This window comes from Parahaliea aestuarii, assembly GCF_008064635.1.
Lineage (GTDB): Bacteria > Pseudomonadota > Gammaproteobacteria > Pseudomonadales > Halieaceae > Parahaliea > Parahaliea aestuarii.
Genome location: NZ_VRYZ01000009.1, coordinates 165420 through 188346, shown reverse-complemented (window position 1 = coordinate 188346; position 22927 = coordinate 165420). Strand labels below are relative to the sequence as shown.

25 protein-coding genes are annotated in these 22927 nt (G+C 64.2%); 13 read left to right on the top strand and 12 right to left on the bottom strand.

What is annotated here, in order from left to right:
* Nucleotides 1-16 precede the first annotated feature (16 nt).
* Nucleotides 17-361 (top strand): pentapeptide repeat-containing protein, encoded by a 345-nt coding sequence (locus FVW59_RS18260; RefSeq protein WP_116368999.1) that lies wholly within the window; start codon nt 17-19, stop codon nt 359-361.
* Between the two features lie 45 nt (nt 362-406).
* Here the strand turns inward: FVW59_RS18260 and FVW59_RS18255 are convergent, their stop codons facing one another.
* Together FVW59_RS18255 and FVW59_RS18250 are read right to left on the bottom strand one after the other, a co-directional pair.
* Nucleotides 407-1465 (bottom strand): DUF2333 family protein, encoded by a 1059-nt coding sequence (locus FVW59_RS18255; RefSeq protein WP_148065816.1) that lies wholly within the window; start codon nt 1463-1465, stop codon nt 407-409.
* A 62-nt stretch (nt 1466-1527) separates the two neighbouring features.
* The gene (locus FVW59_RS18250; protein ID WP_148065815.1) at nt 1528-1980 is read right to left on the bottom strand and encodes a copper chaperone PCu(A)C; all 453 of its coding nucleotides are present in this window, start codon (nt 1978-1980) and stop codon (nt 1528-1530) included.
* 204 nt (nt 1981-2184) lie between these two features.
* Between FVW59_RS18250 and FVW59_RS18245 the strand changes: the two genes are divergently transcribed.
* From FVW59_RS18245 to coq7, 10 genes are all read left to right on the top strand, one after another.
* On the top strand, nt 2185-3942 hold the full coding sequence (locus FVW59_RS18245; protein WP_148065814.1) for a protein-disulfide reductase DsbD family protein: 1758 nt from the start codon (nt 2185-2187) through the stop codon (nt 3940-3942).
* Between the two features lie 258 nt (nt 3943-4200).
* Nucleotides 4201-4641, top strand: coding sequence for a type II 3-dehydroquinate dehydratase (aroQ, locus tag FVW59_RS18235; RefSeq protein ID WP_148065812.1), 441 nt, complete (start codon nt 4201-4203; stop codon nt 4639-4641).
* A gap of 48 nt (nt 4642-4689) precedes the next feature.
* Nucleotides 4690-5160, top strand: coding sequence for an acetyl-CoA carboxylase biotin carboxyl carrier protein (gene accB, locus FVW59_RS18230; RefSeq protein WP_148065811.1), 471 nt, complete (start codon nt 4690-4692; stop codon nt 5158-5160).
* A gap of 56 nt (nt 5161-5216) precedes the next feature.
* On the top strand, nt 5217-6557 hold the full coding sequence (gene accC / locus FVW59_RS18225) for an acetyl-CoA carboxylase biotin carboxylase subunit (RefSeq protein ID WP_148065837.1): 1341 nt from the start codon (nt 5217-5219) through the stop codon (nt 6555-6557).
* Between the two features lie 18 nt (nt 6558-6575).
* A complete protein-coding gene (gene prmA, locus FVW59_RS18220; RefSeq protein ID WP_148065810.1) occupies nt 6576-7472 on the top strand; it encodes a 50S ribosomal protein L11 methyltransferase in 897 nt (298 codons plus the stop codon).
* Between the two features lie 159 nt (nt 7473-7631).
* Nucleotides 7632-8633 carry a tRNA dihydrouridine synthase DusB gene (dusB, locus tag FVW59_RS18215; protein WP_222711570.1) on the top strand — a complete coding sequence of 334 codons (1002 nt, stop codon included), beginning with the start codon at nt 7632-7634 and terminating at the stop codon, nt 8631-8633.
* A complete protein-coding gene (gene fis / locus FVW59_RS18210; RefSeq protein WP_148065809.1) occupies nt 8630-8947 on the top strand; it encodes a DNA-binding transcriptional regulator Fis in 318 nt (105 codons plus the stop codon). The genes dusB and fis overlap by 4 nt, the downstream gene beginning before the upstream one ends.
* Nucleotides 8948-8962: 15 nt before the next feature.
* On the top strand, nt 8963-10537 hold the full coding sequence (gene purH / locus FVW59_RS18205; protein WP_148065808.1) for a bifunctional phosphoribosylaminoimidazolecarboxamide formyltransferase/IMP cyclohydrolase: 1575 nt from the start codon (nt 8963-8965) through the stop codon (nt 10535-10537).
* 45 nt (nt 10538-10582) lie between these two features.
* Nucleotides 10583-11878, top strand: a complete 1296-nt coding sequence (gene purD, locus FVW59_RS18200) for a phosphoribosylamine--glycine ligase (protein WP_148065807.1) — start codon at nt 10583-10585, stop codon at nt 11876-11878.
* A 26-nt stretch (nt 11879-11904) separates the two neighbouring features.
* Complete coding sequence (gene coq7, locus FVW59_RS18195) at nt 11905-12555, top strand: 2-polyprenyl-3-methyl-6-methoxy-1,4-benzoquinone monooxygenase (protein ID WP_148065806.1); 651 nt, start codon at nt 11905-11907, stop codon at nt 12553-12555.
* 12 nt (nt 12556-12567) lie between these two features.
* Here coq7 and FVW59_RS18190 read toward each other — a convergent pair whose 3' ends face one another.
* Nucleotides 12568-12996 (bottom strand): OsmC family protein, encoded by a 429-nt coding sequence (locus FVW59_RS18190; protein WP_148065805.1) that lies wholly within the window; start codon nt 12994-12996, stop codon nt 12568-12570.
* 123 nt (nt 12997-13119) lie between these two features.
* On the opposite strand from FVW59_RS18190, the gene crp reads away from it, so the two are divergent.
* Nucleotides 13120-13764 (top strand): cAMP-activated global transcriptional regulator CRP, encoded by a 645-nt coding sequence (crp, locus tag FVW59_RS18185; RefSeq protein WP_148065804.1) that lies wholly within the window; start codon nt 13120-13122, stop codon nt 13762-13764.
* Between the two features lie 68 nt (nt 13765-13832).
* Here crp and trpC read toward each other — a convergent pair whose 3' ends face one another.
* From trpC to rpe, 7 genes are all read right to left on the bottom strand, one after another.
* Nucleotides 13833-14633 (bottom strand): indole-3-glycerol phosphate synthase TrpC, encoded by an 801-nt coding sequence (trpC, locus tag FVW59_RS18180; RefSeq protein ID WP_148065803.1) that lies wholly within the window; start codon nt 14631-14633, stop codon nt 13833-13835.
* Nucleotides 14630-15673, bottom strand: a complete 1044-nt coding sequence (gene trpD / locus FVW59_RS18175) for an anthranilate phosphoribosyltransferase (protein ID WP_148065802.1) — start codon at nt 15671-15673, stop codon at nt 14630-14632. Before trpD ends, trpC begins: the two co-directional genes overlap by 4 nt.
* Nucleotides 15670-16260 (bottom strand): anthranilate synthase component II, encoded by a 591-nt coding sequence (locus FVW59_RS18170; RefSeq protein ID WP_148065801.1) that lies wholly within the window; start codon nt 16258-16260, stop codon nt 15670-15672. Before FVW59_RS18170 ends, trpD begins: the two co-directional genes overlap by 4 nt.
* Nucleotides 16261-16302: 42 nt before the next feature.
* Nucleotides 16303-17184, bottom strand: coding sequence for a class I SAM-dependent methyltransferase (locus tag FVW59_RS18165; RefSeq protein ID WP_148065800.1), 882 nt, complete (start codon nt 17182-17184; stop codon nt 16303-16305).
* The gene (trpE, locus tag FVW59_RS18160; protein ID WP_148065799.1) at nt 17177-18670 is read right to left on the bottom strand and encodes an anthranilate synthase component I; all 1494 of its coding nucleotides are present in this window, start codon (nt 18668-18670) and stop codon (nt 17177-17179) included. Before trpE ends, FVW59_RS18165 begins: the two co-directional genes overlap by 8 nt.
* Nucleotides 18671-19187: 517 nt before the next feature.
* Nucleotides 19188-19667 carry an REP-associated tyrosine transposase gene (locus FVW59_RS18155; RefSeq protein ID WP_148065798.1) on the bottom strand — a complete coding sequence of 160 codons (480 nt, stop codon included), beginning with the start codon at nt 19665-19667 and terminating at the stop codon, nt 19188-19190.
* A gap of 274 nt (nt 19668-19941) precedes the next feature.
* The gene (gene rpe, locus FVW59_RS18150) at nt 19942-20610 is read right to left on the bottom strand and encodes a ribulose-phosphate 3-epimerase (protein WP_148065797.1); all 669 of its coding nucleotides are present in this window, start codon (nt 20608-20610) and stop codon (nt 19942-19944) included.
* Between the two features lie 146 nt (nt 20611-20756).
* Between rpe and FVW59_RS18145 the strand changes: the two genes are divergently transcribed.
* On the top strand, nt 20757-21104 hold the full coding sequence (locus tag FVW59_RS18145) for a CCDC90 family protein (RefSeq protein WP_148065796.1): 348 nt from the start codon (nt 20757-20759) through the stop codon (nt 21102-21104).
* Here FVW59_RS18145 and murU read toward each other — a convergent pair.
* Both murU and FVW59_RS18135 read right to left on the bottom strand, forming a co-directional pair.
* Nucleotides 21101-21784, bottom strand: a complete 684-nt coding sequence (gene murU, locus FVW59_RS18140; protein ID WP_425468415.1) for an N-acetylmuramate alpha-1-phosphate uridylyltransferase MurU — start codon at nt 21782-21784, stop codon at nt 21101-21103. The two genes, FVW59_RS18145 and murU, sit on opposite strands and share 4 nt — an antisense overlap.
* 5 nt (nt 21785-21789) lie before the next feature.
* A complete protein-coding gene (locus tag FVW59_RS18135; RefSeq protein WP_222711569.1) occupies nt 21790-22848 on the bottom strand; it encodes an aminoglycoside phosphotransferase family protein in 1059 nt (352 codons plus the stop codon).
* Nucleotides 22849-22927: the final 79 nt, after the last annotated feature.

Here is a 22927-nt window from a genome sequence, read left to right as displayed (position 1 = left end):
AACGGATGATCAATCGATGAGCAAGCCTGTAATCAAGCAAGACCCTTTATACCAATTGCTGCGCAACGAGGACATCAAGGGCTTCAACGAGCAGCGGGACAAGCTGGACACCAGCGAGCTGAAAAGCGGCGACTACCGCGGCCGCGACCTGCGCAACATGAATGCCAGGGGGCTGGACTTCAGCAATTCCTATTTCCGCAACGCCGACCTCTCCGGCATCGACTTCCGCGAAACCAATATCGAGGGCGCCAGCCTGCTGGATGCCAAACTATCGGGCACCTATTTCCCGGAGGAAATCAGCGCCACGGAAATTCGCCTGTCCCTCGACACCGGCACCCGCCTGCGCTACGACCGCCGCTAGGCGCTGACTGTTACGGCGGGCCTGTGCGCCCGCCGTTCGCTCACTTCACCCCTGCGCCAGCAGGTCCCGCAGATCAATAATGGCGGCGTTGGCGCGACTCAGGTAGTTGGCCATCACCAGGGAGTGGTTGGCCAGCACGCCGAAGCCGGTGCCGTTGAGCACCACCGGACTCCACACCGTATCCTGGGTGGCCTCCAGTTCGCGGATAATCTGCTGCAGGCTCACTCGCGCGTTCTTTTTCTCCAGCACATCGGCAAAGTCGATCTCTGCCGCCTTGAGGAAGTGAATCAACGCCCAGGCAGTGCCGCGCGCCTCGAAGAACACATCGTCAATTTCCGTCCACGGGGTGCGTACCTCTTTTTCATCGGGGCTGCTGGTGGACTGGCGCGCGCTTTCGTCGCCGGCGAGGTCGGTGTTCAGGCGGCGCTGGCCGACACTGGCACTGAGGCGCTGTGACAGACTGCCGAGGCGTGTGTCCACGGTATTCAGCCAGTAGCGCAGGTTGTCGGCACGGGCGTAGAACTGGGCATCCGAGGCGTCGTCGTCAGACAAGCGGGTGAGGTAGTTGCGGACAAACTTCACTCCCGCTTTGTACTCGCTTTCCGACGCCGGCAGCATCCAGCTGTTGGCGTTGAAGTTGAAGCGCGGTTCGGCCTCTGCCAGGTCCTTGTCCTCGGTGGACTGTGACTGGGAGCGACTGTGCACTTCGCGCATCGCCCGGGCCAGGTCGCGCACCTGTATCAGGGCGCCGTATTCCCAGTTGGGGATGTTGTCGAGCCACAACCCCGGCGGAAAGCGGTCATTGCGCAGGTAACCACCGGGCTTTTGCAGCAGGGTTTCCATCACCCCGATCAGGGCCGAGGTGGTGGCCGAACCGGTCACTATTTTCCCGCCCTGCTCGACCGCCAGTTGCTGCGCCCTGGCTTTCACGTCGAAGGGTCCGGGAGCCATGCTCCAGTAGAGTCCCACCAGCGCGGCCAGCACCAGATACAGCAGCACAATGCGTAGCGGCCAGCGCCACCATTTGCCGTCGCGAAAGCTGTCACGCCAGTCCTGCAGACGCTCGCCAAGAGTAGTTTTCTGTGTCGGGTTGGGTTCGCTCATCAGTCCCGGTGCTCCCTGCCTGTGACCTTCAAGGTGTGATTGAAAACAATCTGTACGTCGAATTAATGATGGTGTGAGTGATCGCCGCCAGCCTGGCGCATGACAGCAGCCTCGGTACAGGCCTCCTCGCCACCGGCCAGCTCAAGGCACAGGGTGACACGTTCGCCCGCCGCCGGCATCCGTTCGAGATCCAGCAACATCAAGTGTACGCCACCGGGCGCAAGTTGCAGGCTTTCACCCGGCGCCAGAGTCAGCACCTCAAGCTGGCGCATGCGCATCATCCCGTCGGCCGCCGTGCTCTCGTGCAATTCCACCCTGGCAGCCAGTGGACTGTTGCCGCCAGTCACCGTGACCGGACTTTCACCGGTATTACTCAGATGCAGGTAGGCCGCGGTGTTGCGCTGCACCGGCGGCAGGGCTCTCACCCAGGCCTCGCTGAGCTCCAACTGAGCCGCCGCCTGCGGTATATACTGGGTCGTCAGGGCTGCAGCCATGATCGCGGGCAGAATGCGCAACAGAGTCCCTCCTGTCCCGACGGCGTCGACAAAGCAGCCGGGCAAATTAATGCAAATGTCTCGCGCACCAAAATGAAACCAATCGCGGCCGCGAGCGTCTGAGGACTATAACACTGCCCGGATGCAAATCGGCGTTGGGCGGCCCTCACTGCACTGATAAACTTGGCCGCCGACCGGCTATCCGAACATATTTCAGGAGACCCAATGCGCCTGGTACTCACCAGCCTCTTGCTGCTTGTCAGCAGCATCTGCCATGCACAGCTGGGAGCCAGTAGCCAGCCCGGCAATCCCTTTGGCGGCGCTAACCAGCCCAGCTTCCTGCCGGTCGAGGACGCCTACCAGGTTGTCATCGAGCCGAATGACCAGGGCCTGCGGCTGTACTGGCAGATTGCCGACAGCTACTACCTGTACCAGCACCAGTTCCGCTTTGGGCTGACAGACAGCCAGGGGGCGGTGTCTGTCACCCCCGAATTCCCCCCGGCCATCGAGCGCAGCGACGAATTCTTCGGCGACACCCGGGTGTATTACAACCAGGCCGACATCCAGTTGCGCACAGAGCGCCACAGCGGCGCGGCCACACTCACTCTCAGTAGCCAGGGCTGTGCCGACGCCGGACTCTGCTACCCCCCTCGCGACCAGCGTTTCAGCGTGAATTTCGACACCGGCGCAGTCACTGAGCTGGCGCCGGCGCCTCGCACTGGCACCACTGCCAGCAGCAACACCGCCGCACCTGCGAGCTTCGGCACCCTCGCCGCCATGGCCCTGCTGGCTTTCCTGGGGGGCAGCCTGCTGAACCTGATGCCCTGCGTATTCCCGGTGCTGTCCCTGAAAGTACTGAGCTTTGCCGATGCCAGCCCCTACCAGCGCCACCGCCAGAGCTGGCTCTACGCCGCCGGGGTGGTCACCAGTTTCATGATCGTGGCGGCGACCCTGATCACCCTGCAGCAGGGTGGCCGCGCCGTTGGCTGGGGCTTTCAGTTGCAGAGTCCCGGGTTCGTCATCGCATTGGCCTACCTGTTCCTGGCCATGGGCCTGGCCCTGTCCGGGGTGGTGGAACTGGGCGCCGGGCTGATGAACAGCGGCGCCAGTCTGGCCGGGCGCAGGGGCGACAGCGGCAGTTTCTTTACCGGTGTACTGGCGGTGGTGGTGGCCAGCCCCTGCACCGCTCCGCTGATGGGAACCGCCCTCGGCTTCGCCGTCACCCAGCCGGCGGCGGCAAGCCTGTCAATCTTTGCCGCCCTCGGCGCCGGCATGGCGGCACCACTGCTGCTGCTGAGCTACAGCGGCCTGGCCCGGCGCCTGATGCCGCGCCCGGGGCCGTGGATGGAAACCCTCAAGCAGTTCCTCGCCTTCCCCCTGTACGCCAGTGCCATCTGGCTGCTGTGGGTGGCCGGACGGCAGGCCGGCGTCAACACCATGGCCGCGGCCCTGCTGGGCGGGCTGTTCCTGGCCCTGGCCCTGTGGTTGTGGCAGGCGGTGCTGTGGCGGCAGGTCGCAGCGGTGGCCAGCGTCGCCGTGGCCGTGGCGCTGGCGACGCTGCCGGCCGGCGGCGGTGAGCGGCCAGTGAATACCAGCCATGCCAGTAGCAGCGAAGAAGCCTGGTCACCGCGCGCCCTGGCCGACCTGCGCGCCGCCGGGCGCAGCGTGTTCGTGGACGTCACCGCCGACTGGTGCATTACCTGCATCGCCAATGAGCAGGCGGTGCTCAACACCGAAGAGATTCGCAGCGCCTTCGATGCCGGCGATGTGGCCTACCTGGTGGCGGACTGGACCAACTACGACCCGGAAATCGCCGAGTTCCTGCGCCAGCACGGTCGCAACGGCATTCCTTTCTACATTCTTTACCCGGCAGACCCTGCAGCCGAGCCCGTGATCCTGCCGCAATTGCTGACCCGCAACACGGTCCTGCAGGCTCTCGAAGCAATTTCTGAAAAGAAAGCCGCTGTTGCCGGCACGTTATAGGCATATTTATGGATGTTGACTGCAGGATGTTCGATCCACCGCCATCCTGCCGCGAGTGAGCACGGAGAAGTCGCGAACATCCAAAAACAGGGCAACTTCTCGCATACCGCCGGGAAAACCTGCCTAAATGCCGCCAAAATCCGCAAAACCCTCAACAAGGTGGACAATCTCCCGACTTTGCGCCAGAATCCCACACAAATCGCGCGCCGCTTCTAATCCTTATTTCGATCGCGCGCCACGCAGGGGAGAGCGCTCCACATGGCCAGCATTCTTGTGTTACACGGCCCCAACCTGAATTTGCTGGGCACCCGGGAGCCCGCCGTCTACGGCAGCACCACCCTCGGCCAGATCAATACCCGTCTCGAAGAGATTGCCCGCGAGCGCGGCCACCACCTGCTGTCCATGCAGAGCAACGCCGAATACGAGCTGATCGAACGCGTGCAGGAAGCGCGCCAGGAAGGCGTCAATTTCATCCTCATCAATCCCGCCGCCTTCACCCACACCAGCGTGGCCCTGCGGGATGCCCTGGCCGCCGTGGACATTCCCTTTATTGAGGTGCACCTGTCCAACGTGCACGCCCGCGAATCTTTCCGCCACCACTCTTACTTCTCCGACCTCGCCCGCGGTGTGATTTGCGGACTGGGGGCCGGAGGCTACGAATACGCCCTGCAAGCCGCCATGCGCGAACTGGAAGGCTGACAGCTATTTAGCGTCCCGATTGACCACCGAAACCGAAGAGAACCCACTATGGACATTCGCAAAGTCAAAAAACTGATCGAGTTGCTGGAAGAGTCCAACATCGATGAAATCGAGATCAAGGAGGGCGAGGAGTCCGTGCGCATCAGCCGCAACAGCGGCCAGCAGATGATCGCGCCCCCCGGCTACGCCATGCACCCGGCACCGATGCCCGCCGCCGCGCCGCCGCCCAGCCCCGCGCCGGCGGCCGCCGCCGAGCCCGCAGCGGATGCCGCGCCGGTCCCCAGCGGCCACATTGTCACCTCGCCCATGGTCGGCACCTTCTACCGCTCGCCCACCCCCACCGCCGCCCCCTTCGCCGAAGTGGGCCAGACGGTCAAGGCAGGCGACGTACTGTGCATCGTCGAGGCGATGAAAATGATGAACCAGATCGAGGCCGACAAGTCCGGCACCATCGGCGAAATCCTGGTGGAAAACGGCGAGCCGGTGGAATTTGAACAGCCCCTGTTCACCATCGTCTGATGCCGCGCGGGCCGCGCGCCCGCCATCGCCAAGTTACAGAGGATCGCAAGATGCCGATATTGGATAAGGTGCTGATCGCCAACCGCGGGGAAATTGCCCTGCGGGTGCTGCGCGCCTGCAAGGAACTGAACATCAAGACCGTGGCGGTGCACTCCAAGGCCGACAAGGATTTGATGCACGTACGCCTGGCGGACGAGTCGGTCTGCATTGGCCCCGCCGCCAGCGCCCTGAGCTACCTGAACGTCCCCGCCATCATCAGTGCTGCCGAAGTCACCAGCGCCACCGCCATCCACCCCGGATACGGCTTCCTGGCGGAGAATGCCGATTTTGCCGAGCAGGTGGAGAAAAGCGGTTTTATCTTCATCGGCCCGCGGGCGGACACCATCCGCCTGATGGGGGACAAGGTCTCCGCCATCGAGGCCATGAAGAAGGCAGGTGTGCCGACGGTACCTGGCTCCGACGGCCCCCTCACCGACGACGATGAGCGCACGCTGGAAGTCGCGCGCCGCATCGGCTACCCGGTGATCGTCAAGGCCGCTGCCGGCGGCGGCGGTCGCGGCATGCGGGTGGTGCACAACGAAGCCGCACTGCTGGGCTCGGTGCAATTGACCCAGAGCGAGGCCGGCGCCGCCTTCGGCTCCGATGTCGTGTACCTGGAGAAATTCCTGCAGAAGCCGCGCCACGTGGAAATCCAGGTTATCGCCGACGGCCAGGGCAATGCCGTCCACCTCGGCGACCGCGACTGCTCCCTGCAACGACGGCACCAGAAGGTGCTGGAAGAGGCGCCCGCCCCGGGCATCGACGAAGACCTGCGTGCTCAGGTGGCCGAGGCCTGCGTCAACGCCTGCATCGATATCGGCTACCGCGGTGCCGGCACCTTCGAGTTTCTGTACGAGGATGGCGGCTTCTACTTCATCGAGATGAACACCCGGGTCCAGGTAGAACACCCTGTTACCGAGATGGTCACCGGTATCGACATCGTCAAGGAGCAGCTGCGGATTGCCGCCGGCATGCCACTCTCCGTCAGGCAGGAGGACGTGAAGATCAGCGGCCACGCTTTCGAGTGCCGGATCAATGCCGAAGACCCCAGCACCTTCATTCCCTCACCGGGCAAGGTCACCACCTTCCACGCCCCCGGCGGACTCGGCATCCGGGTGGATTCCCACCTTTACGACGGCTACACCGTGCCGCCTTTTTACGACTCCCTGATCGCCAAGGTCATCAGCTTCGGCGAAGACCGCGCCACCGCCCTGGCCCGCATGCGCGGCGCCCTCGATGAACTGGTGGTGGAGGGCATCAAGACCAACACACCCCTGCACCGGGACCTGGTGGTGGACCGCGCCTTCAAGGCGGGCGGTGTGAGCATTCACTACCTGGAGAGCAAGCTGGAGGACTAGGTCCTCTGGTATCTCACAATGAGCTGGCTGCAATTGCGCCTGGACACCCACCCGGATCAGGTTGAGGCGCTGGAAGCGCTGATGCTGGCCAGCGGTTCCGTGGCCGTGACCATGGAAGACAACGCCGACCAGCCGGTGCTGGAACCGGCGGTGGGCGAGACCCCGCTGTGGCAACAGACCCGACTCACCGGCCTGTACCCGGCCGACACCGACATGGACGCCGTGCTGGCCGGCTTTCCGCAGGCACTGCTGGGCGGCTGCGCCGCGCGCGTGGAAATCCTCGAGGACAAGGACTGGGAGCGGGAGTGGATCAAGCACTACCAGCCGATGCGCTTCGGCCGCCGCCTGTGGGTCTGCCCCAGCTGGCTTGAACCGCCCGAGCCCGACGCCGTCAACCTGCTACTGGACCCGGGCCTGGCCTTCGGTACCGGCACCCACCCCACCACCGCCCTCTGCCTGGCCGCCCTGGATGCCCTGCCCCTCAGCGGCGCCCGGGTGGTGGACTACGGTTGCGGCTCCGGCATTCTCGCCGTGGCCGCCCTGAAACTCGGCGCCGCCAGCGCCCTCGGCGTCGATAACGACCCCCAGGCCCTGGTAGCCACCCGGGACAATGCCGGGCGCAACGATATCCCCGACGCGGCACTGGTCACGGCGCTGCCCGGCGCGGAACCGATCCCCGCCTGGCGGGGGCAGGCCGGGGTGGTCATCGCCAATATCCTCGCCGGGCCGCTGATGGAACTGTCTGACACCCTGCTGGCGCTCGCCCGCCCCGGCGCCACACTGATGCTGTCCGGCCTCCTGCTGAGCCAGGCCGACGCCATCTGCGAACACTACGCCGACCGCATTCAACTGCACATTGCCGGCGAAAAAGACGGCTGGGTCTGCCTGCAGGGCCGCCTGGCAGAAGACGAGTGATTGCCCGCTTCGGCGGCCGCCCGGGCATCTCACACCGCAGCGTAAAAGCAAGCCTTTTCCAGCTCAAAATTTAGCCATTATTTGCCAGGGTACGCTTTTACCCGTCAAGCCTCTCCAGTAGAATACCGCCTCTTTTTCGACGCATTTTCTGCCCACATCGTGACGCTGCACATCGGACCCTACAGGCTTGCCAACCGGGTGGCTCTGGCGCCCATGGCCGGCGTAACCGACCTGCCCTTCCGGCGCCTGGCCGCCGCCCAGGGGGCCGGCCTGGTGGTGTCCGAAATGCTCAGCAGCAACCCGCAGGTGCAGAACTCCCGCAAGTCCCAGTGGCGCAGTCGCCACGACGACGAAGTGGAACCGCGCTCGGTGCAGATCGCCGGCTCCGACCCGCTGGAACTGGCCGCGGCAGCGCAGATGAATGTGGCGCGCGGCGCCCAGATCATCGATATCAACATGGGCTGCCCGGCCAAGAAGGTCTGCCGCAAGGCGGCGGGCTCTGCCCTGCTGGCCAACGAGTCACTGGTCGCGGATATTCTCGGCGCCGTGGTGAACGCGGTGGATGTTCCGGTGACCCTCAAGATTCGCACCGGCAGCCAACCCGGGCAGCGCAATGGTGTCAGTATCGCCCGCATCGCCGAGGACGCCGGCATCGCCCTGCTTTCGGTTCACGGCCGCACCCGCGCCTGCGCCTTCAAGGGCGAGGCGGAGTACGACACCATCGCCGAAATCGTGGCGGCCATCGACATTCCGGTGCTGGCCAACGGCGATATCGACAGTCCCGACAAGGCCGCCGCCGTACTGCAACACACCGGCGCCGCCGGGGTCATGATCGGCCGCGCCGCCCAGGGCCGGCCCTGGCTGTGCGGCCAGATTGCCGCCTGGCTGGAGCGCGGAGAACGGATCAGCGACCCCGATCTCGCGACCCAGTGGCGGATCATCCGCGAACACCTGGCCGCACTGCACGCCTTTTACGGCGAGTTTATGGGCGTGCGTATCGCCCGCAAGCATGTGGGCTGGTATCTGCAACAACACCCCACCCTCGCCTCCCAGCGCAAGGCCTTTAACGCCCTGTGCACCGCGGAGGCCCAGCACCGGCATTTACAGGCGCTCTTCGAGGCAGCCGGTGGCAATACAGACCACAAGGAACTAGCAGCATGAACAGGGCCGAACACGTGAGCCCCCTGGCCGGTGATGACCAGGTCAGCCTGGACCCCGCCAACAGCGACAACCACAGCAGCGAACTGGCCGACGCCGTCACCCGGGCGGTGCGCGACTACCTGGCCCAGCTCGACGGCCAGATGACCACCGACTTCTACCAGTTGGTACTGGCTGAGATCGAGGCCCCGCTGCTGCGGGAGATCATGACCTACACCCGCCACAACCAGACCCGGGCCTCCATCATGCTCGGCCTGAACCGCGGCACCCTGCGCAAGAAACTGAAGCAGTACAACCTGCTTTCCAACAAAGACTGACAGGCTAGAGAGTCCATGAGCGACAGCAACTTCGTGAGCGTCCAGCGCGCACTGATCAGCGTATCCGACAAAACCGGCATCGTGGAATTCGCCAGCGCCCTGCGCGAACTCGGCGTAGAGCTGCTTTCCACCGGCGGCACCTATCGCCTGCTCAAGGAGCAGGGGCTGGCCGTCACCGAAGTGGCCGACTACACCGGCTTCCCGGAAATGATGGACGGCCGGGTGAAAACCCTGCACCCGAAGATCCACGGGGGCATCCTCGCCCGCCGCGGACAGGATGACGCAGTGATGGCTGAACACGGCATCAGCGGTATCGACATGGTGGTGGTGAACCTCTACCCCTTCGAGGCCACCGTCGCCAAACCGGACTGCTCGCTGGAAGACGCCATCGAGAACATCGATATCGGCGGCCCCACCATGGTGCGCGCCGCGGCCAAGAACCACCGCTTCGTGAATATCGTGGTCAACGCTTCCGACTACGAAGCCATCCTCAACGAGATGCGTGCCAACGGCGGCGCCACTTCACTCGACACCCGCTTCGACCTGGCGATCAAAGCCTACGAGCACACCAGCGCCTACGACGGTGCCATCGCCAATTACTTCGGCACGAAGGTCCCCGGCGGCTCCGCGGACTTCCCGCGCACCTTCAACACCCAGTTCCACAGGGTGCAGGAGATGCGCTACGGGGAAAACCCCCACCAGAAAGCCGCCTTCTACGTGGAGGCGAAGCCCGCAGAAGCCGGTATCGCCACCGCGAAGCAGCTGCAGGGCAAGGAACTGTCCTACAATAACGTGGCCGACACCGACGCCGCCCTGGAGTGCGTGAAGAACTTCGACGCCCCGGCCTGTGTCATCGTCAAGCACGCCAATCCCTGTGGCGTGGCCGTCGCGGCGGACCTGCTGCAGGCCTATGAACTGGCCTTCGCCACCGACCCCGAATCCGCTTTCGGCGGCATCATCGCCTTCAACCGCGAGCTGGATGCCACCACCGCCAGCGCCATCGTCGAACGCCAGTTTGTGGAAGTGATCATCGCCCCCAGCGTCAGCGCAGAGGCGGCCGCAGTGGTCGGCGCCAAGAAGAATGTACGCCTGCTGGCCTGCGGTGAATGGGGCGCGCCCCGGTCCGCCTTTGACTACAAGCGCGTCAACGGCGGCCTGCTGGTGCAGGACCGCGACCTCGGCATGGTGACCGAGGCGGACCTCAAAGTGGTGAGCAAAGTAAAACCCACCCCCGAACAGATGAACGACCTGCTGTTCGCCTGGAAGGTGGCCAAGTTCGTCAAGTCCAACGCCATTGTCTACGCCCACCGGGGCCAGACCGTGGGCGTGGGCGCCGGACAAATGAGCCGTGTCAATTCCGCCCGTATCGCCGCCATCAAGGCCGAGCACGCGGGCCTGGCAGTGCAGGGCTCGGTGATGGCGTCCGACGCCTTCTTCCCCTTCCGCGATGGCATCGACAGCGCCGGCGAACGCGGCATCGCCGCCGTCATCCAGCCCGGCGGCTCCATTCGCGACGACGAGGTGATCGCCGCCGCCGATGAACACGGCATGGCGATGGTGTTTACCGGCATGCGCCATTTCCGCCACTAATGGCGCGCCATTAGCACTTCGAATTGGAATAAGGTTGAATCTGGAATGAATGTATTGGTGATTGGTAGCGGCGGACGCGAGCACGCGCTAGCCTGGAAGCTCTCTCAGTCAAAGCAGGTCAAGACCGTTTTCGTCGCGCCGGGCAACGCCGGCACCGCCGGGGAGTGGGGCGTGCGCAACGTCGACCTCGACCCTCTCGACTTCCCGGCACTGGCGGATTTCGCCGAGAACAATGATGTCGGCCTCACCGTCGTTGGCCCCGAAGCACCCCTGGTAGAAGGGGTCGTGGACTACTTCCAGCAGCGCGGCCTGCGCTGCTTCGGCCCGGGCAAGGGCGCCGCCCAGCTGGAGGGTTCCAAATCCTTCACCAAGGACTTCCTCGCCCGCCACAACATCCCTACCGCTGATTACGCGACCTTCACCGAGTTGCAGCCGGCCCTGGACTACCTGCGGGAAAAGGGTGCGCCCATCGTCATCAAGGCCGATGGCCTGGCGGCCGGCAAGGGCGTGGTGGTGGCCACCAGCCTGGCCATGGCGGAGGCCGCGGTCACTGACATGCTGTCCGGCAACGCCTTTGGCGATGCCGGTGCGCGCGTTGTCATCGAAGAATTCCTCGAAGGCGAGGAAGCCAGCTTCATTGTCATGGTCGACGGCCAGCACGTGCTGCCGATGGCCACCAGCCAGGACCACAAGCGCATCGGCGACGGCGACACCGGCCCGAACACCGGCGGCATGGGCGCCTATTCCCCGGCACCCGTGGTGACCAAGGCAGTATTCCAGCGGATTCGCGACGAAGTCATCCTGCCCACCGTGCGCGGCATGGCCGCCGAGGGCAACCCCTACACCGGTTTTCTCTACGCCGGCCTGATGATCAGTGCCGATGGCGCCCCCAAGGTGATCGAGTACAACTGCCGCTTTGGCGACCCGGAAACCCAGCCCATCCTGATGCGCCTGAAATCCGACCTGGTGGAGCTGTGCCAACTGGCTATCGATGGCCAGCTGGATCAGGCCCGGGCGGAGTGGGATGAGCGCGTGGCCATCGGTGTGGTGCTGGCCGCTGCCGGCTACCCCGGCAGCTACGCCAAGGGCAAAGTCATTTCCGGCCTGGACACCTTCTTTCCCGGCAACATCAAGGTGTTTCACGCGGGCACTGCCCTGGAGGGCAACAACGTGGTCACCAGCGGCGGCCGGGTACTGTGTGTTACCGCCCTCGGCAGCGACATCGCCAGTGCCCAGCAGACTTGCTATCAGGCGGTGGAGAAAATAGGCTGGGATGGCATGACCAAGCGCAACGATATCGGCTGGCGCGCTGTCGCCCGCCACATCAAGGCCAACCGGTAAGTCGCCCCACAGCAGGAGGTCACACCTTGGCCACCAGAAAGCGAACACTGAGCCCCCTCGACCGCCTGCTCGGCGAGGCCGGCAGCGCACTCCAGACCCTCGCCGCGCGCAAGCGCACGTCCGCGCGCCCATCTCCCGCCGAGGGCCACTCGGACACCGCCCTGAGTGAGCGCCAGCGCACTCATGTGGCGGGCCTGATGCGGGTCAATCACACCGGCGAAGTCTGTGCCCAGGCCCTGTACCAGGGGCAGGCGCTAACTGCCCGGCTGCAGGACGTACGCGAGGAAATGCGCGAAGCGGCGCGGGAAGAAGCGGATCACCTGGCCTGGTGCGACCAGCGTCTGCGGGAACTGGACAGTCGGCCGAGCGTGCTCAACCCGGCCTGGTACGGACTGTCTTTTGTGCTGGGCGCCACCGCCGGTGCAGTGGGCGACAAATGGAGCCTGGGCTTTGTCGCCGCCACCGAGGAGCGGGTCTGCCGCCACCTGCGAGACCACCTGAAACAGCTACCCGATCCGGATCGCAAGTCACAGCTTATTCTGCAGCAGATGCTCGAAGATGAAGAGCGCCACGGCCACAACGCCCTGCAGGCGGGCGGCGCCGACCTGCCCCGTCCGGTGAAGGACGCCATGAGCCTGGTATCGAAGGTAATGACGAAGAGCAGCTACTGGGTTTGAGCTAAAACCCGGTCACGCCGCGGCAAACTCCACGATTTCATGGCTGTGGCTGATTTCCACCCCGGCCGCGCCCAGCATGATGGAGGCAGAGCAGTACTTCTCTGCGGACAGCTCTACCGCGCGCTTCACCTGGGACTCTTTCAGGCCCTCTCCGGTCACCACAAAGTGCAGGTTGATCCGGGTAAATACAGCCGGCACAGCATCAGCGCGCTCGGCCTGCAGTTCAACGCGGCAGTCCACCACCTTCTGGCGGGACTTTTTCAACATGCTGATCACATCGTAGATAGAGCATCCACCCACACCCAGCAGCAGCATTTCCATCGGCCGCACGCCCATATTGCGTCCGCCCAGATCTTCCGGTCCGTCCATCACGACGGTGTGTCCACTGCCGGATTCGCCAATGAACATGGCGCCATCCATCCACTTAACGGTTGCCTGCATAGGGTATTCCTCAATCACTGCCCTCGGCGGGCGCCGCAGCTTAGCACAGCGTGAGTGTTTTTACTCCGGAGCCTGCGTTAAGATAGCAGCCGTTTCAAGGCCGTTGGGTAGGGAGCCAGCACTGTGCTAAAACCACAAATCGTCAATGCCATCCCCAATGTGGAGAGCTTCCTGCGCCACTGTCAGCGGCACGACTACAACAACAAAAGCGTGATTCTGGAAGAGGGCGCCCTGAGCGACTCCCTCTACCTGATACTTGAGGGCTCGGTCTCGATTCAGGTACAGGACGAGGACGACAAGGATCACCTGATGGTGGTCAGCTACCTCAATCCCGGGGATTTCTTCGGTGAAATGGGGCTGTTCGAGGATCAACCGGAAACCCGCAGTGCCATGGTCATCGCCAAGGGCCAGTGCGAAGTGGCGGAAATTTCCTACGAACGCTTTCACCAGATTCGCAGCCAGTTCCCCGATATCCTGTTCGCCATCGGCCGCCAGATGAGCGTGCGCCTGCGCCAGACTACCCGCAAACTGAAGGATCTCGCCTTTGTCGACGTCTCCGGCCGGGTGGCTCACACCCTGCTGGACCTGTGCAAACAGCCCGATGCCATGACCCACCCGGACGGCATGCAAATCAAGGTTACCCGGCAGGAACTGGGCAAGATCGTGGGCTGCTCCCGGGAAATGGCCGGGCGGGTGCTGAAGACGCTGGAAGAGGACGGACTGGTCTCCGTATCCGGCAAGACCATGGTGGTGTACGGTACGCGCTAGGCGCAACTTTCGATGGCCGCCTGCTCCCACTTCCGCGAGGGCAGGCTGCGCAGGGGCGGAACAAACCCCTAGAAAAACAGCTCCCGCAGCTTCTCTCCCGGCGCCTCTGCGCGCATAAAGGCCTCGCCCACCAGGAAAGCATTCACACCGTTATCGCGCATCAGCGCCACATCGTCCGGTGTGTGGATGCCACTCTCGGTAACCACCGTACGATCAGCGGGAATATGCGCCAGCAAATCCAGGGTGGTTTCCAGCCGCGTCTCGAAGGTATGCAGGTCGCGGTTGTTGATGCCCACCAGCGGCAGCCCCAGCTCCAGAGCCCGCTCCAGTTCGGCGCGATCGTGAACTTCCACCAGCACGTCCAGCCCCACCTCAGCGGCAGTCTGGGCCAGTTCCGCCATTTGCGCGTCCTCCAGGCAGGCGACAATCAACAGGATGGCGTCGGCCCCGATGGCGCGCGCCTCCACCACCTGGTAGGGGTCAACGGTAAAGTCCTTGCGAATTACGGGCAGATCACAGGCACTGCGCGCCTGCTGCAGGTAAGCGTCAGCCCCCTGGAAGAAATCAATATCCGTCAGCACTGACAGGCAGGCCGCGCCACCGGCAGCGTAGCTGGCGGCAATGTCCGCCGGGCGGAAGTCGGCGCGGATCACCCCCTTGCTCGGGGACGCCTTTTTCACCTCGGCAATCACCGCCGCCTCGCCGGCTGCGGCGCGAAGGCTGAGCGCACTGGAGAAACCCCGGGGCGGGGTCTGCTCACTGATACGCGCTTCCAGCGACGTAATGCTGTCCGTGCGGCGGCGCTCTGCCACCTCTTCCCATTTGCGTTCGACAATGCGCCGCAGGATGGTGGGGGCCTGGTTGCTCATGGGGAAGTCGCCTTGATCATCTGGGTAAAATCCACGAAGGATTTGAGTTTCTCGGCCGCCTGGCCGCTGGCGATCAGGTCCTCCGCCAGTGTCACGCCCTCTTTCAGGCTGCTGGCCACCCCCGCCACATAGAGCGTCGCCCCGGCGTTGAGTGCAATCAGTGACGCCGCTTTCTGCGCTGGCTCGCTGCCATCGCCCGTAAAAGCGGCGCGGATAATCGCCGCCGAATCCGCCGAGCTGCCCACTGTGAGACCGTCGAGACTCGCTGTCTGCAGACCGACATCTTCAGGGCTGACGGTGTAGACGCCGACCTCGCCATCGCGCAGTTCCGCGACGCGCGTCGGCCCGGCGATCGACAGCTCGTCGAGGCCGTCCTCGGCGTGCACCACCAGGGCGTGCACATGGCCCAGGTTTTTAAGCACGTGGGCCAGCGGCTCGCACAGCTCCGCGGTAAACACCCCCAGCACCTGGCGCTGCACACCGGCGGGGTTGGTCAGCGGGCCGAGGATATTGAACAGGGTGCGCATGCCCAGTTCCTTGCGCGGGCCAATGGCGTGGCGCATGGCGCTGTGGTGATTGGGGGCAAACATAAAGCCCATGCCCACCTCGTCGATGCAGCGCGCGGTCTGCACCGGGGTCAGGTCCAGCGGCACGCCCAGAGCCTCCAGTACATCCGAGCTGCCGGAGGTGGAAGACACCGAGCGATTGCCGTGCTTGGCCATGCGCGCGCCACCCGCAGCGGCGACGAACGTCGCGGCGGTCGATACGTTAAACAGGTTGGCGCCATCGCCGCCGGTACCCACAAGGTCCACCAGATAGTCCTTCGATACCACCACCGGTAAAGCCAGCTCGCGCATCACTCGCGCGGCCGCGGCAATCTCGCCAATGCTCTCGCCCTTCATGCGCAGGGCGACCAGCATGGCGCCGATCTGGGCGTCGGTGGCGCCGCCGGACATGACCTGCTGCATCACCTCTGTCATCTGCTCGTCGCTGATATCCTCGCGCTCTACCCAGCGCGGCAGGGCCTGCTCAATCTTCATCGTGTGCCCCCTTGCTCCAGGAAGTTGCGCAACAGATCGTGGCCGTGTGCAGTGAGGATGGATTCCGGGTGGAACTGCACCCCCTCCACCGCCAGCGTTTTGTGGCGCAGGCCCATGATTTCGTCCACCTGGCCATCCTCCGTCTCGGTCCAGGCGGTGATTTCCAGGCAGTCGGGCAGACTGTCTCTAGCCACCACCAGGCTGTGGTAACGGGTGGCCTCGAAGGGCCGGCTGAGGCCGGCAAACACCCCTTCACCGCGGTGATGGATGGGCGAGGTCTTGCCGTGCATCACCTGCCGCGCCCGCACCACCTCGCCACCGAACACCTGGCCAATGCTCTGGTGACCCAGGCAAATGCCCAGCAGCGGCAGCTTGCCGGCGTACTCGCGAATGACCTCCATGGAAATGCCCGCTTCGTTGGGCGTACAGGGACCGGGGGAAATGACAATCCGCTCGGGCTGCATGTCCGCGATGTCCGCCACACTGATTTCGTCGTTGCGCACGACCTTCACCTCGGCGCCCAGTTCGCCCAGGTACTGCACGACGTTGTAGGTGAAAGAATCGTAGTTATCGATCATCAACAGCATGGCCGCTCACCCCGCGCATTTGTTCTCTGGTAGGCCCGCCCACTAGTCATGATGTTTCTCCAGCACCAGCACATCCTGGAAAAAGGCGCCCGGGCGCTCCTTCCAGTTGCCGGGATAGAAGGCAAGCTGGCGCAGGCCGGACTCCGCCAGCAGTGCATCGAGTGCCGCGCGGGTTACGCCAATCGCCTGTTCCGGCACATCGGCCCAGGCGGGATAGAACCAGCCACCCGATTCGCCCTCGGGCTGGTCGAAGCACCAGCGCTCGGTCGGGGTGCCGTGGAAGCGACTGCTCCCGGCGCTGTCCGGCCGCGCCGCGTAAGCGTCGTCGAGCAGGAAGACTGTGATCAGCGCGCGACCACCCGGACGCAGTACCCTGGCTACCTCCGACAGGTAAAAGCGGGCATCCTGCTCCCGGAAGTGGGTCCAGACCGAGACGGCGGTGACCATGTCCACACTGGCATCTGCCTGCGCCCAGGGCAGCGGGCCGGCTTGCCGCTCCGGCGAGTAGAACGGATTGCCCGCCTCGTGCAGCACAAACTCAAAACCCTGGCGGGGGTAGTGATTGCGACAGAACTCGATCTGCGAGCCAGAGACATCCAGGCCGGTGTAGTGCCCGCCTCCCGCCACAAAGGGCTCGCAGGCGATGGCCATGAGGCCCGAGCCACAACCCACATCCAGTACCCGCGGCGCATCCACGGCAACCGGGAGGTGGGCATGCAGCAGGCCCTGGAAAATACCGACCACATGGGCCCACTCCGCATAGGCGTACTTGCCGCCGCGGCGCTGCGCTTCGAGGGGGATCCACTGCAGGCAGCGCGTGCGTTTGACCTGCGCCTGATCCAGTGGCAAATACGCCCTGTCCAGCAGCGCGTAGGGCTTGTCGACAGCGGCCAGCAGGCGCTGCAGCTGATCGGTTTCAGTCATGACCGGGCACTCCGGATAGCACCATGGACGCCGCCCGGAACATGGCCCGGGCCTTGTTGTGGGTTTCTTTCCACTCCAGCGCCGGCACCGAATCGGCGACCACGCCGCCGCCCGCCTGCACGTAGAGGCGGCCGTCCTTGATGACCGCGGTGCGGATGGCAATGGCCGTATCCATGTCGCCGGCCCAGGAGATATAGCCCACCGCGCCGCCGTAGACGCCGCGCTTGACCGGCTCCAGTTCGTCGATGATTTCCATGGCGCGGATCTTCGGCGCGCCGCTGAGCGTGCCCGCCGGCAGTGTCGCCCGCAGCACATCGATGGCCGACTTGCCCGCCTGCAGCTGACCGGTCACGTTCGAGACAATGTGCATAACGTGGGAGTAGCGTTCCACCACCATTTTGTCGGTGAGGACGACACTGCCCGTGTCGGCAATGCGGCCCACGTCGTTGCGCCCGAGGTCGATCAGCATCAGGTGCTCGGCGATCTCCTTCGGGTCCGCCAGCAGTTCCGCCTCCATGGCCGCGTCCTCTTCCTCGCTGCGACCGCGGCGACGGGTGCCGGCAATCGGGCGCACGGTGACCTCGCCCTCCTCCAGGCGCGCCAGGATCTCCGGCGAGGAGCCGACGATCTGGAAGTCGTCCAGGTCGAGGAAGTACATGTACGGGGAGGGATTGAGGTTGCGCAGGGCGCGGTAGAGATTGAGCGGCGGAGCGGCGAAGGGAACGCTCATGCGCTGGGAGGGCACCACCTGCATGACATCGCCGGCCAGCACGTATTCCTTTACCTTCTCCACCGCAGCGGCATAGCTGTCGTAGTCGAAATCCGACGAGGCCTGCCGCTCCAGGGCCGGATCCAGCGCCGCCTGCAGATCGACCGGCGGCAGCGGTTGCATCGGCTCCGGCAGCTTAGCCACCAGCTCCGCCAGGCGCGCTTGCGCCCGCGCCAGGGCGCCGGCTTCAGCCGGATCCGCATTGACGATCAGGCGAATGGTTCCGGCGAGGTTGTCGAACACCAGCACCTCCTCGGACACCATCAGCAGAATGTCCGGGGTGCCCAGGCGATCCTGCGGAGTACTGGCCGCCAGGCGCGGTTCCACGTAACGCACGGTGTCGTAGCCAAAATAACCCACCAGGCCGCCGTGAAAGACCGGCAGGCCATCGAGAGGGGCACTGCGATAGCGCCGCTGGAAATCTTCGGCGTAGGCCAGCGGGTCGGACACCTCGCTGCTTTCTTTCAGCTCGCCGTCGACCCAGATCTCGGCGCGATAGCCGAATACCTTGAGCAGGGTGCGGCAGGGCAGGCCGATAATGGAGTAGCGCCCCCATTTTTCACCGCCCTGCACCGATTCGAAGAAATAGGAATAGGGACCCTCCGCCAGTTTGCGGTAGGTGCTGACGGGCGTTTCCAGGTCGGCCAGCACCTCGGTGCTGACGGGAATACGGTTATAGTCCTGCGCTGCCAGCGCAGCAAAGTCCTCGGGGGTCATGGACGTTCCTCGGAGAAATAATGGGCGTAATCAGTGCGTACAAAGTCCCTGGCTACCATCGCCAGCAGGTGACTTCGCGCATCGACCAGCGGTCGAGGCTATTTGTGCTGAGCTGTTGGCACATTGTGCTGAGCTGTTGGCACATTACGCTGAGCTGTGGACACGTTGCGCAGGGCTGTGGGCACAGCGCTCTCCAGAGGTAAAACGAAGCGCCTATTGTACATGCGGTCCCCGGCGTGGCAACCGGCGCGGGCGGAGTCATCCGTGGGGCGGAATAACACCCCCGCAGGGGAGTGGCCGAATGAATTCGGCCCTACATGGGCGTGGAAGGCAGGTTATCGACGCGAAGAGGCCCATGCGATGGATGATGGCCGAATGAATCCGACCCGCCGCGGGGATGGAGGCCAGGTCATCGCCCCTGAAGGAGCCCCCTGCAGGGTCGAATTCATTCGATCAGCACCACACCATCAATCTACCCTGTAGGGTCGAATTCATTCGACCAGCACACACCACCAATCTACCCCAGCCCAGCCAGACCTCCACCCCTTTCTACCCAGACACAATCCCAATGGGGATACTCCCTAACGGAACGTACCAGCCCCGCACGCAAGGGGTTGGCAATGATGTATCTCGCCACCCGCCTCATATCTTCGTGTGTTCGCAGCGCCCGGTCATGATAGGCCCGCTGCCAGAGCGCACCCTGCCGACCGGAATAGCGATTAATATCCCTCGCCGACCTTGCCTTCAGCGATTTCACCACCTTCGCCAGCGAGTGCAGCTCTCCCAATTCAAACAACCAGTGCAGATGATCCGGCATCACTACCCAGGCCAGGGAGCTCACCCAGGCTCTGTCGTGCAGTTCCTTGATCTGGCGAACAAGAAGCCGGGGCACCTGCAAGCCCCTGAACACGGGTTGACGCCCACTGGTCACCGTAGTGATCGCGTAGATGCGATGAGGTTGCGACCACCGCCCTGCGCGCAGAGCGTCGTAGCTCATTGCCACCTCCTTGTCGCTTGCGGTTTTGGCTAGCTTTTTGGGGGCCCCGAATATGACAGAGTAAACTCGCGGAGCGGAATCAGCCCGGCTCGGGACGGAAATGGCCGAATGAATTCGGCCCTACGCGGGGGTGGAGGTCGCGCTATCGGCGCGGAGAGACCCTATGATGGATGATGGCCGAATGAATTCGGCCCTACGCGGGTTGGAAGTCAGGTTATCGCCCTGGAAGGAACCCCCTGTAGGGTCGAATTCATTCGACCAATAACCACAACCACTACACAGAAGCCAGCTGCGCCCGCATGTCGGCAATCACTGCGGCATAGTCGGGTTGATTGAAAATGGCGGAGCCGGCGACGAAGGTGTCCGCCCCGGCTGCGGCGATCTCGGCGATATTCTTCGCCGACACCCCGCCGTCGATCTCCAGGCGGATGTTGTAACCGGAGCCATCAATCAGTGCCCGCGCCTCGCGCAGCTTGTCCAGCGTGGCGGGGATGAAGGACTGCCCACCAAAACCCGGGTTCACCGACATCAGCAGGATCATGTCGACCTTGTCCATGACGTACTTCAGCGCATCCAGCCCCATGGCCGGGTTGAACACCAGACCGCTCTTGCAACCGGCATCGCGGATCATCTGCAGGGAGCGGTCGACATGGGTGGACGCATCCGGATGGAAGGTGATGTAGGTGGCGCCGGCCTCGGCGAAATCGCCGATCATGCGATCCACCGGGCTCACCATCAGGTGCACATCAATCGGCGCGGTGACGCCGTGCTGGCGCAGGGCCTTGCACACCATGGGGCCAATGGTGAGGTTGGGCACGTAGTGATTGTCCATCACATCGAAATGCACCACATCGGCCCCGGCCGCCAGCACGTTGTCCACCTCTTCACCGAGTTTGGCGAAATTGGCGGAGAGAATGGAAGGGGCGATCAGGTAGTCGGCCATGGCGGCGGCTCCGGCTGGGGTGGAATTGAGGCGTATTCTACTGGCTGGGAGGGGGGACTTCATCCGCAATATGGACGCTTTTGACGTGGAGCAGCGCACCCGGTCCGCGCGAGAATTAGCGTAAGCCACCCAGGAGGCTACACTTTATGGCAGCCATCGCCTTTGATACGCTGAAATGCGCCCGCCGCCTGATTGCGGCGGGCATTCCCGATCAGCAAGCCGATGTGCTGGCGGAGCTTATGGCGGAAGCGTTTGTACACAATGTGGATCAGCTGGTGACGAAGGATTATCTCGACACCCGGTTTGACGCGTTCGAGCAACGCATAGAAAGGCACATGGATGAGCGCTTTACCGAAATCGACCGAAAATTTGCTGAAGTTGATCTGCGCTTTGCCGAAATCAACGGCAAGTTCCGCCTGCTCTACTGGATGACGGGCATCGTCATCGCCAGCACCACCCTGCCCGCGCTGGCCCGCCTGTTCGGCCTGGGTTAAGCCGGAAGACCCCGCCCCCGCCCCGCCAGGTCCGCATCCAGCGCCGCCAGCCGCTCCGGCGTGCCGATATCCTGCCACTGCCCCTCATATCGCTCCCCGCTCAGGCGCCCCTCGGCAATGGCGGCGTCGAACAGCGGCCGCAGCGCGGCTTTGCCGGGCGCGAGAGCGGCGAAAAATCCCGGGGAGTACACCGCAATTCCGGAGAAGGTGAGACCCACCTCTCCCTCCCCCAGCCCGGCAACCGCGCCCGCCTCCAGGCGAAAATCGCCCCGCGGGTGCTGCGGCGGATTGCCCACCAGCACCAGGTGGCCCCCCCCCGGCGCGACAGGACAATCGAGCAGGCGGGCAAAGGGGTAGTCGGTCCACACATCGCCATTGACGACCAGAAAGGGCTCGCTGCCCAGCAGCGGTAGCGCGCGCTGGATACCGCCGGCCGTTTCCAGCGGCTCCGGCTCCATTGACAGCGCAATGGATACGCCCCACCGGCTGCCATCGCCACAGAAGTCCGCGACCTGCTCACCCAGGTGGGCCGCGTTCACCACCAGTTCCGTCACTCCCGCCGCGGCCAGCGCCTCGATATGCCATTGCAGCAGGGGCTTGCCTCCCACCCTCAGCAGGGGCTTGGGCGTATGGTCCGTCAGCGGGCGCATGCGCTTGCCGAGTCCGGCGGCGAGGATCATGGCCCTCACGATGGTTCTCTCCCCGGCTGCATCCAGGCCTGGCTGTCGATCACCGGGCGCACTACCCGCAACCACCAGTCGTGAAAGCGCGCCAGTACCGGCTCGCTTTCGCGGCGACTCTGCAGCACCTCTTCCACATAGGTGACAACCAGCGGGAGGTCCTGCAGATAGGCCTGCTTGCCGTCGCGCAGGTAGAGCCGGGCGAAGGTGCCCAACACCTTCAGGTGGCGCTGCAGCCCCATCAGGTCGAACCAGCGCAGAAAGGTCGCGTCATCCACCGGTGGCAGTAACTGCCTGCCAACCAGGGCGTCCCGGTGCGCCAGTGCCCACGCTTCCACCCGCTGCCGCGGCCAGCGGATATAGCAATCGCGCAGCAGGGACACCAGGTCATAGGTCGCGGGGCCGAAGGTCGCGTCCTGGAAGTCGATCAGCGCCAGTTCGTCGCCGCCCAGCACCATCAGGTTGCGGCTGTGGAAATCGCGATGAACAAAGCCGCGCGGCTGCGCCAGGGCCGTCGCAACCAGCAATTCTTTGACTTCGGCAACACAATCATCTGCCTGCGCAGAAGCCGGCAGAGCCAGCAGGCGATCAAAGAACCACATCGGCAGCCGGCTCAGTTCTTCCTCCAGCAGTGCCCGGTCGTAGTCGGGCACCCTGCCCTCCGCGGCCACTTGCGCCAGATTCAGCAATACCTCACCGGCCCGGCCATACCAGGCCTCCACGCTGTCGGCCGACAGGAGTGGCAATAGCATCTGCCCGCCCAGGTCTTCCAGCAACAGGTAGCCGCGCTCGAGCTCCACCGCCAGCAAGGCGGGCACGCGCACGCCCTGCCCCGCCAGCAACTGCAGCACACTGATAAATGCCGCGTTTTTTTCCGTGGCCGGGGGCGCCTCCAGCACAATCACCGACGCGCGGCCCGCCGCCAGGCGGAAGTAGCGCCGGTTACTGGCATCTCCCGCCACCGGCGCCAGGGTGCAGACCCCCGCGTCTCGCCCCCAGGCCGCCGCAGCCCAGGGCAGCAAATCCGCGGGAACAGGGCGTGTGGCAGTAGCTGGTGCTGACAAAGGAAGGCTCCGGACAAGAAACACAGACATCAAGAAGGGGATGCTTTATCATCCGCGTTTATACCAAAAAATGCACCCC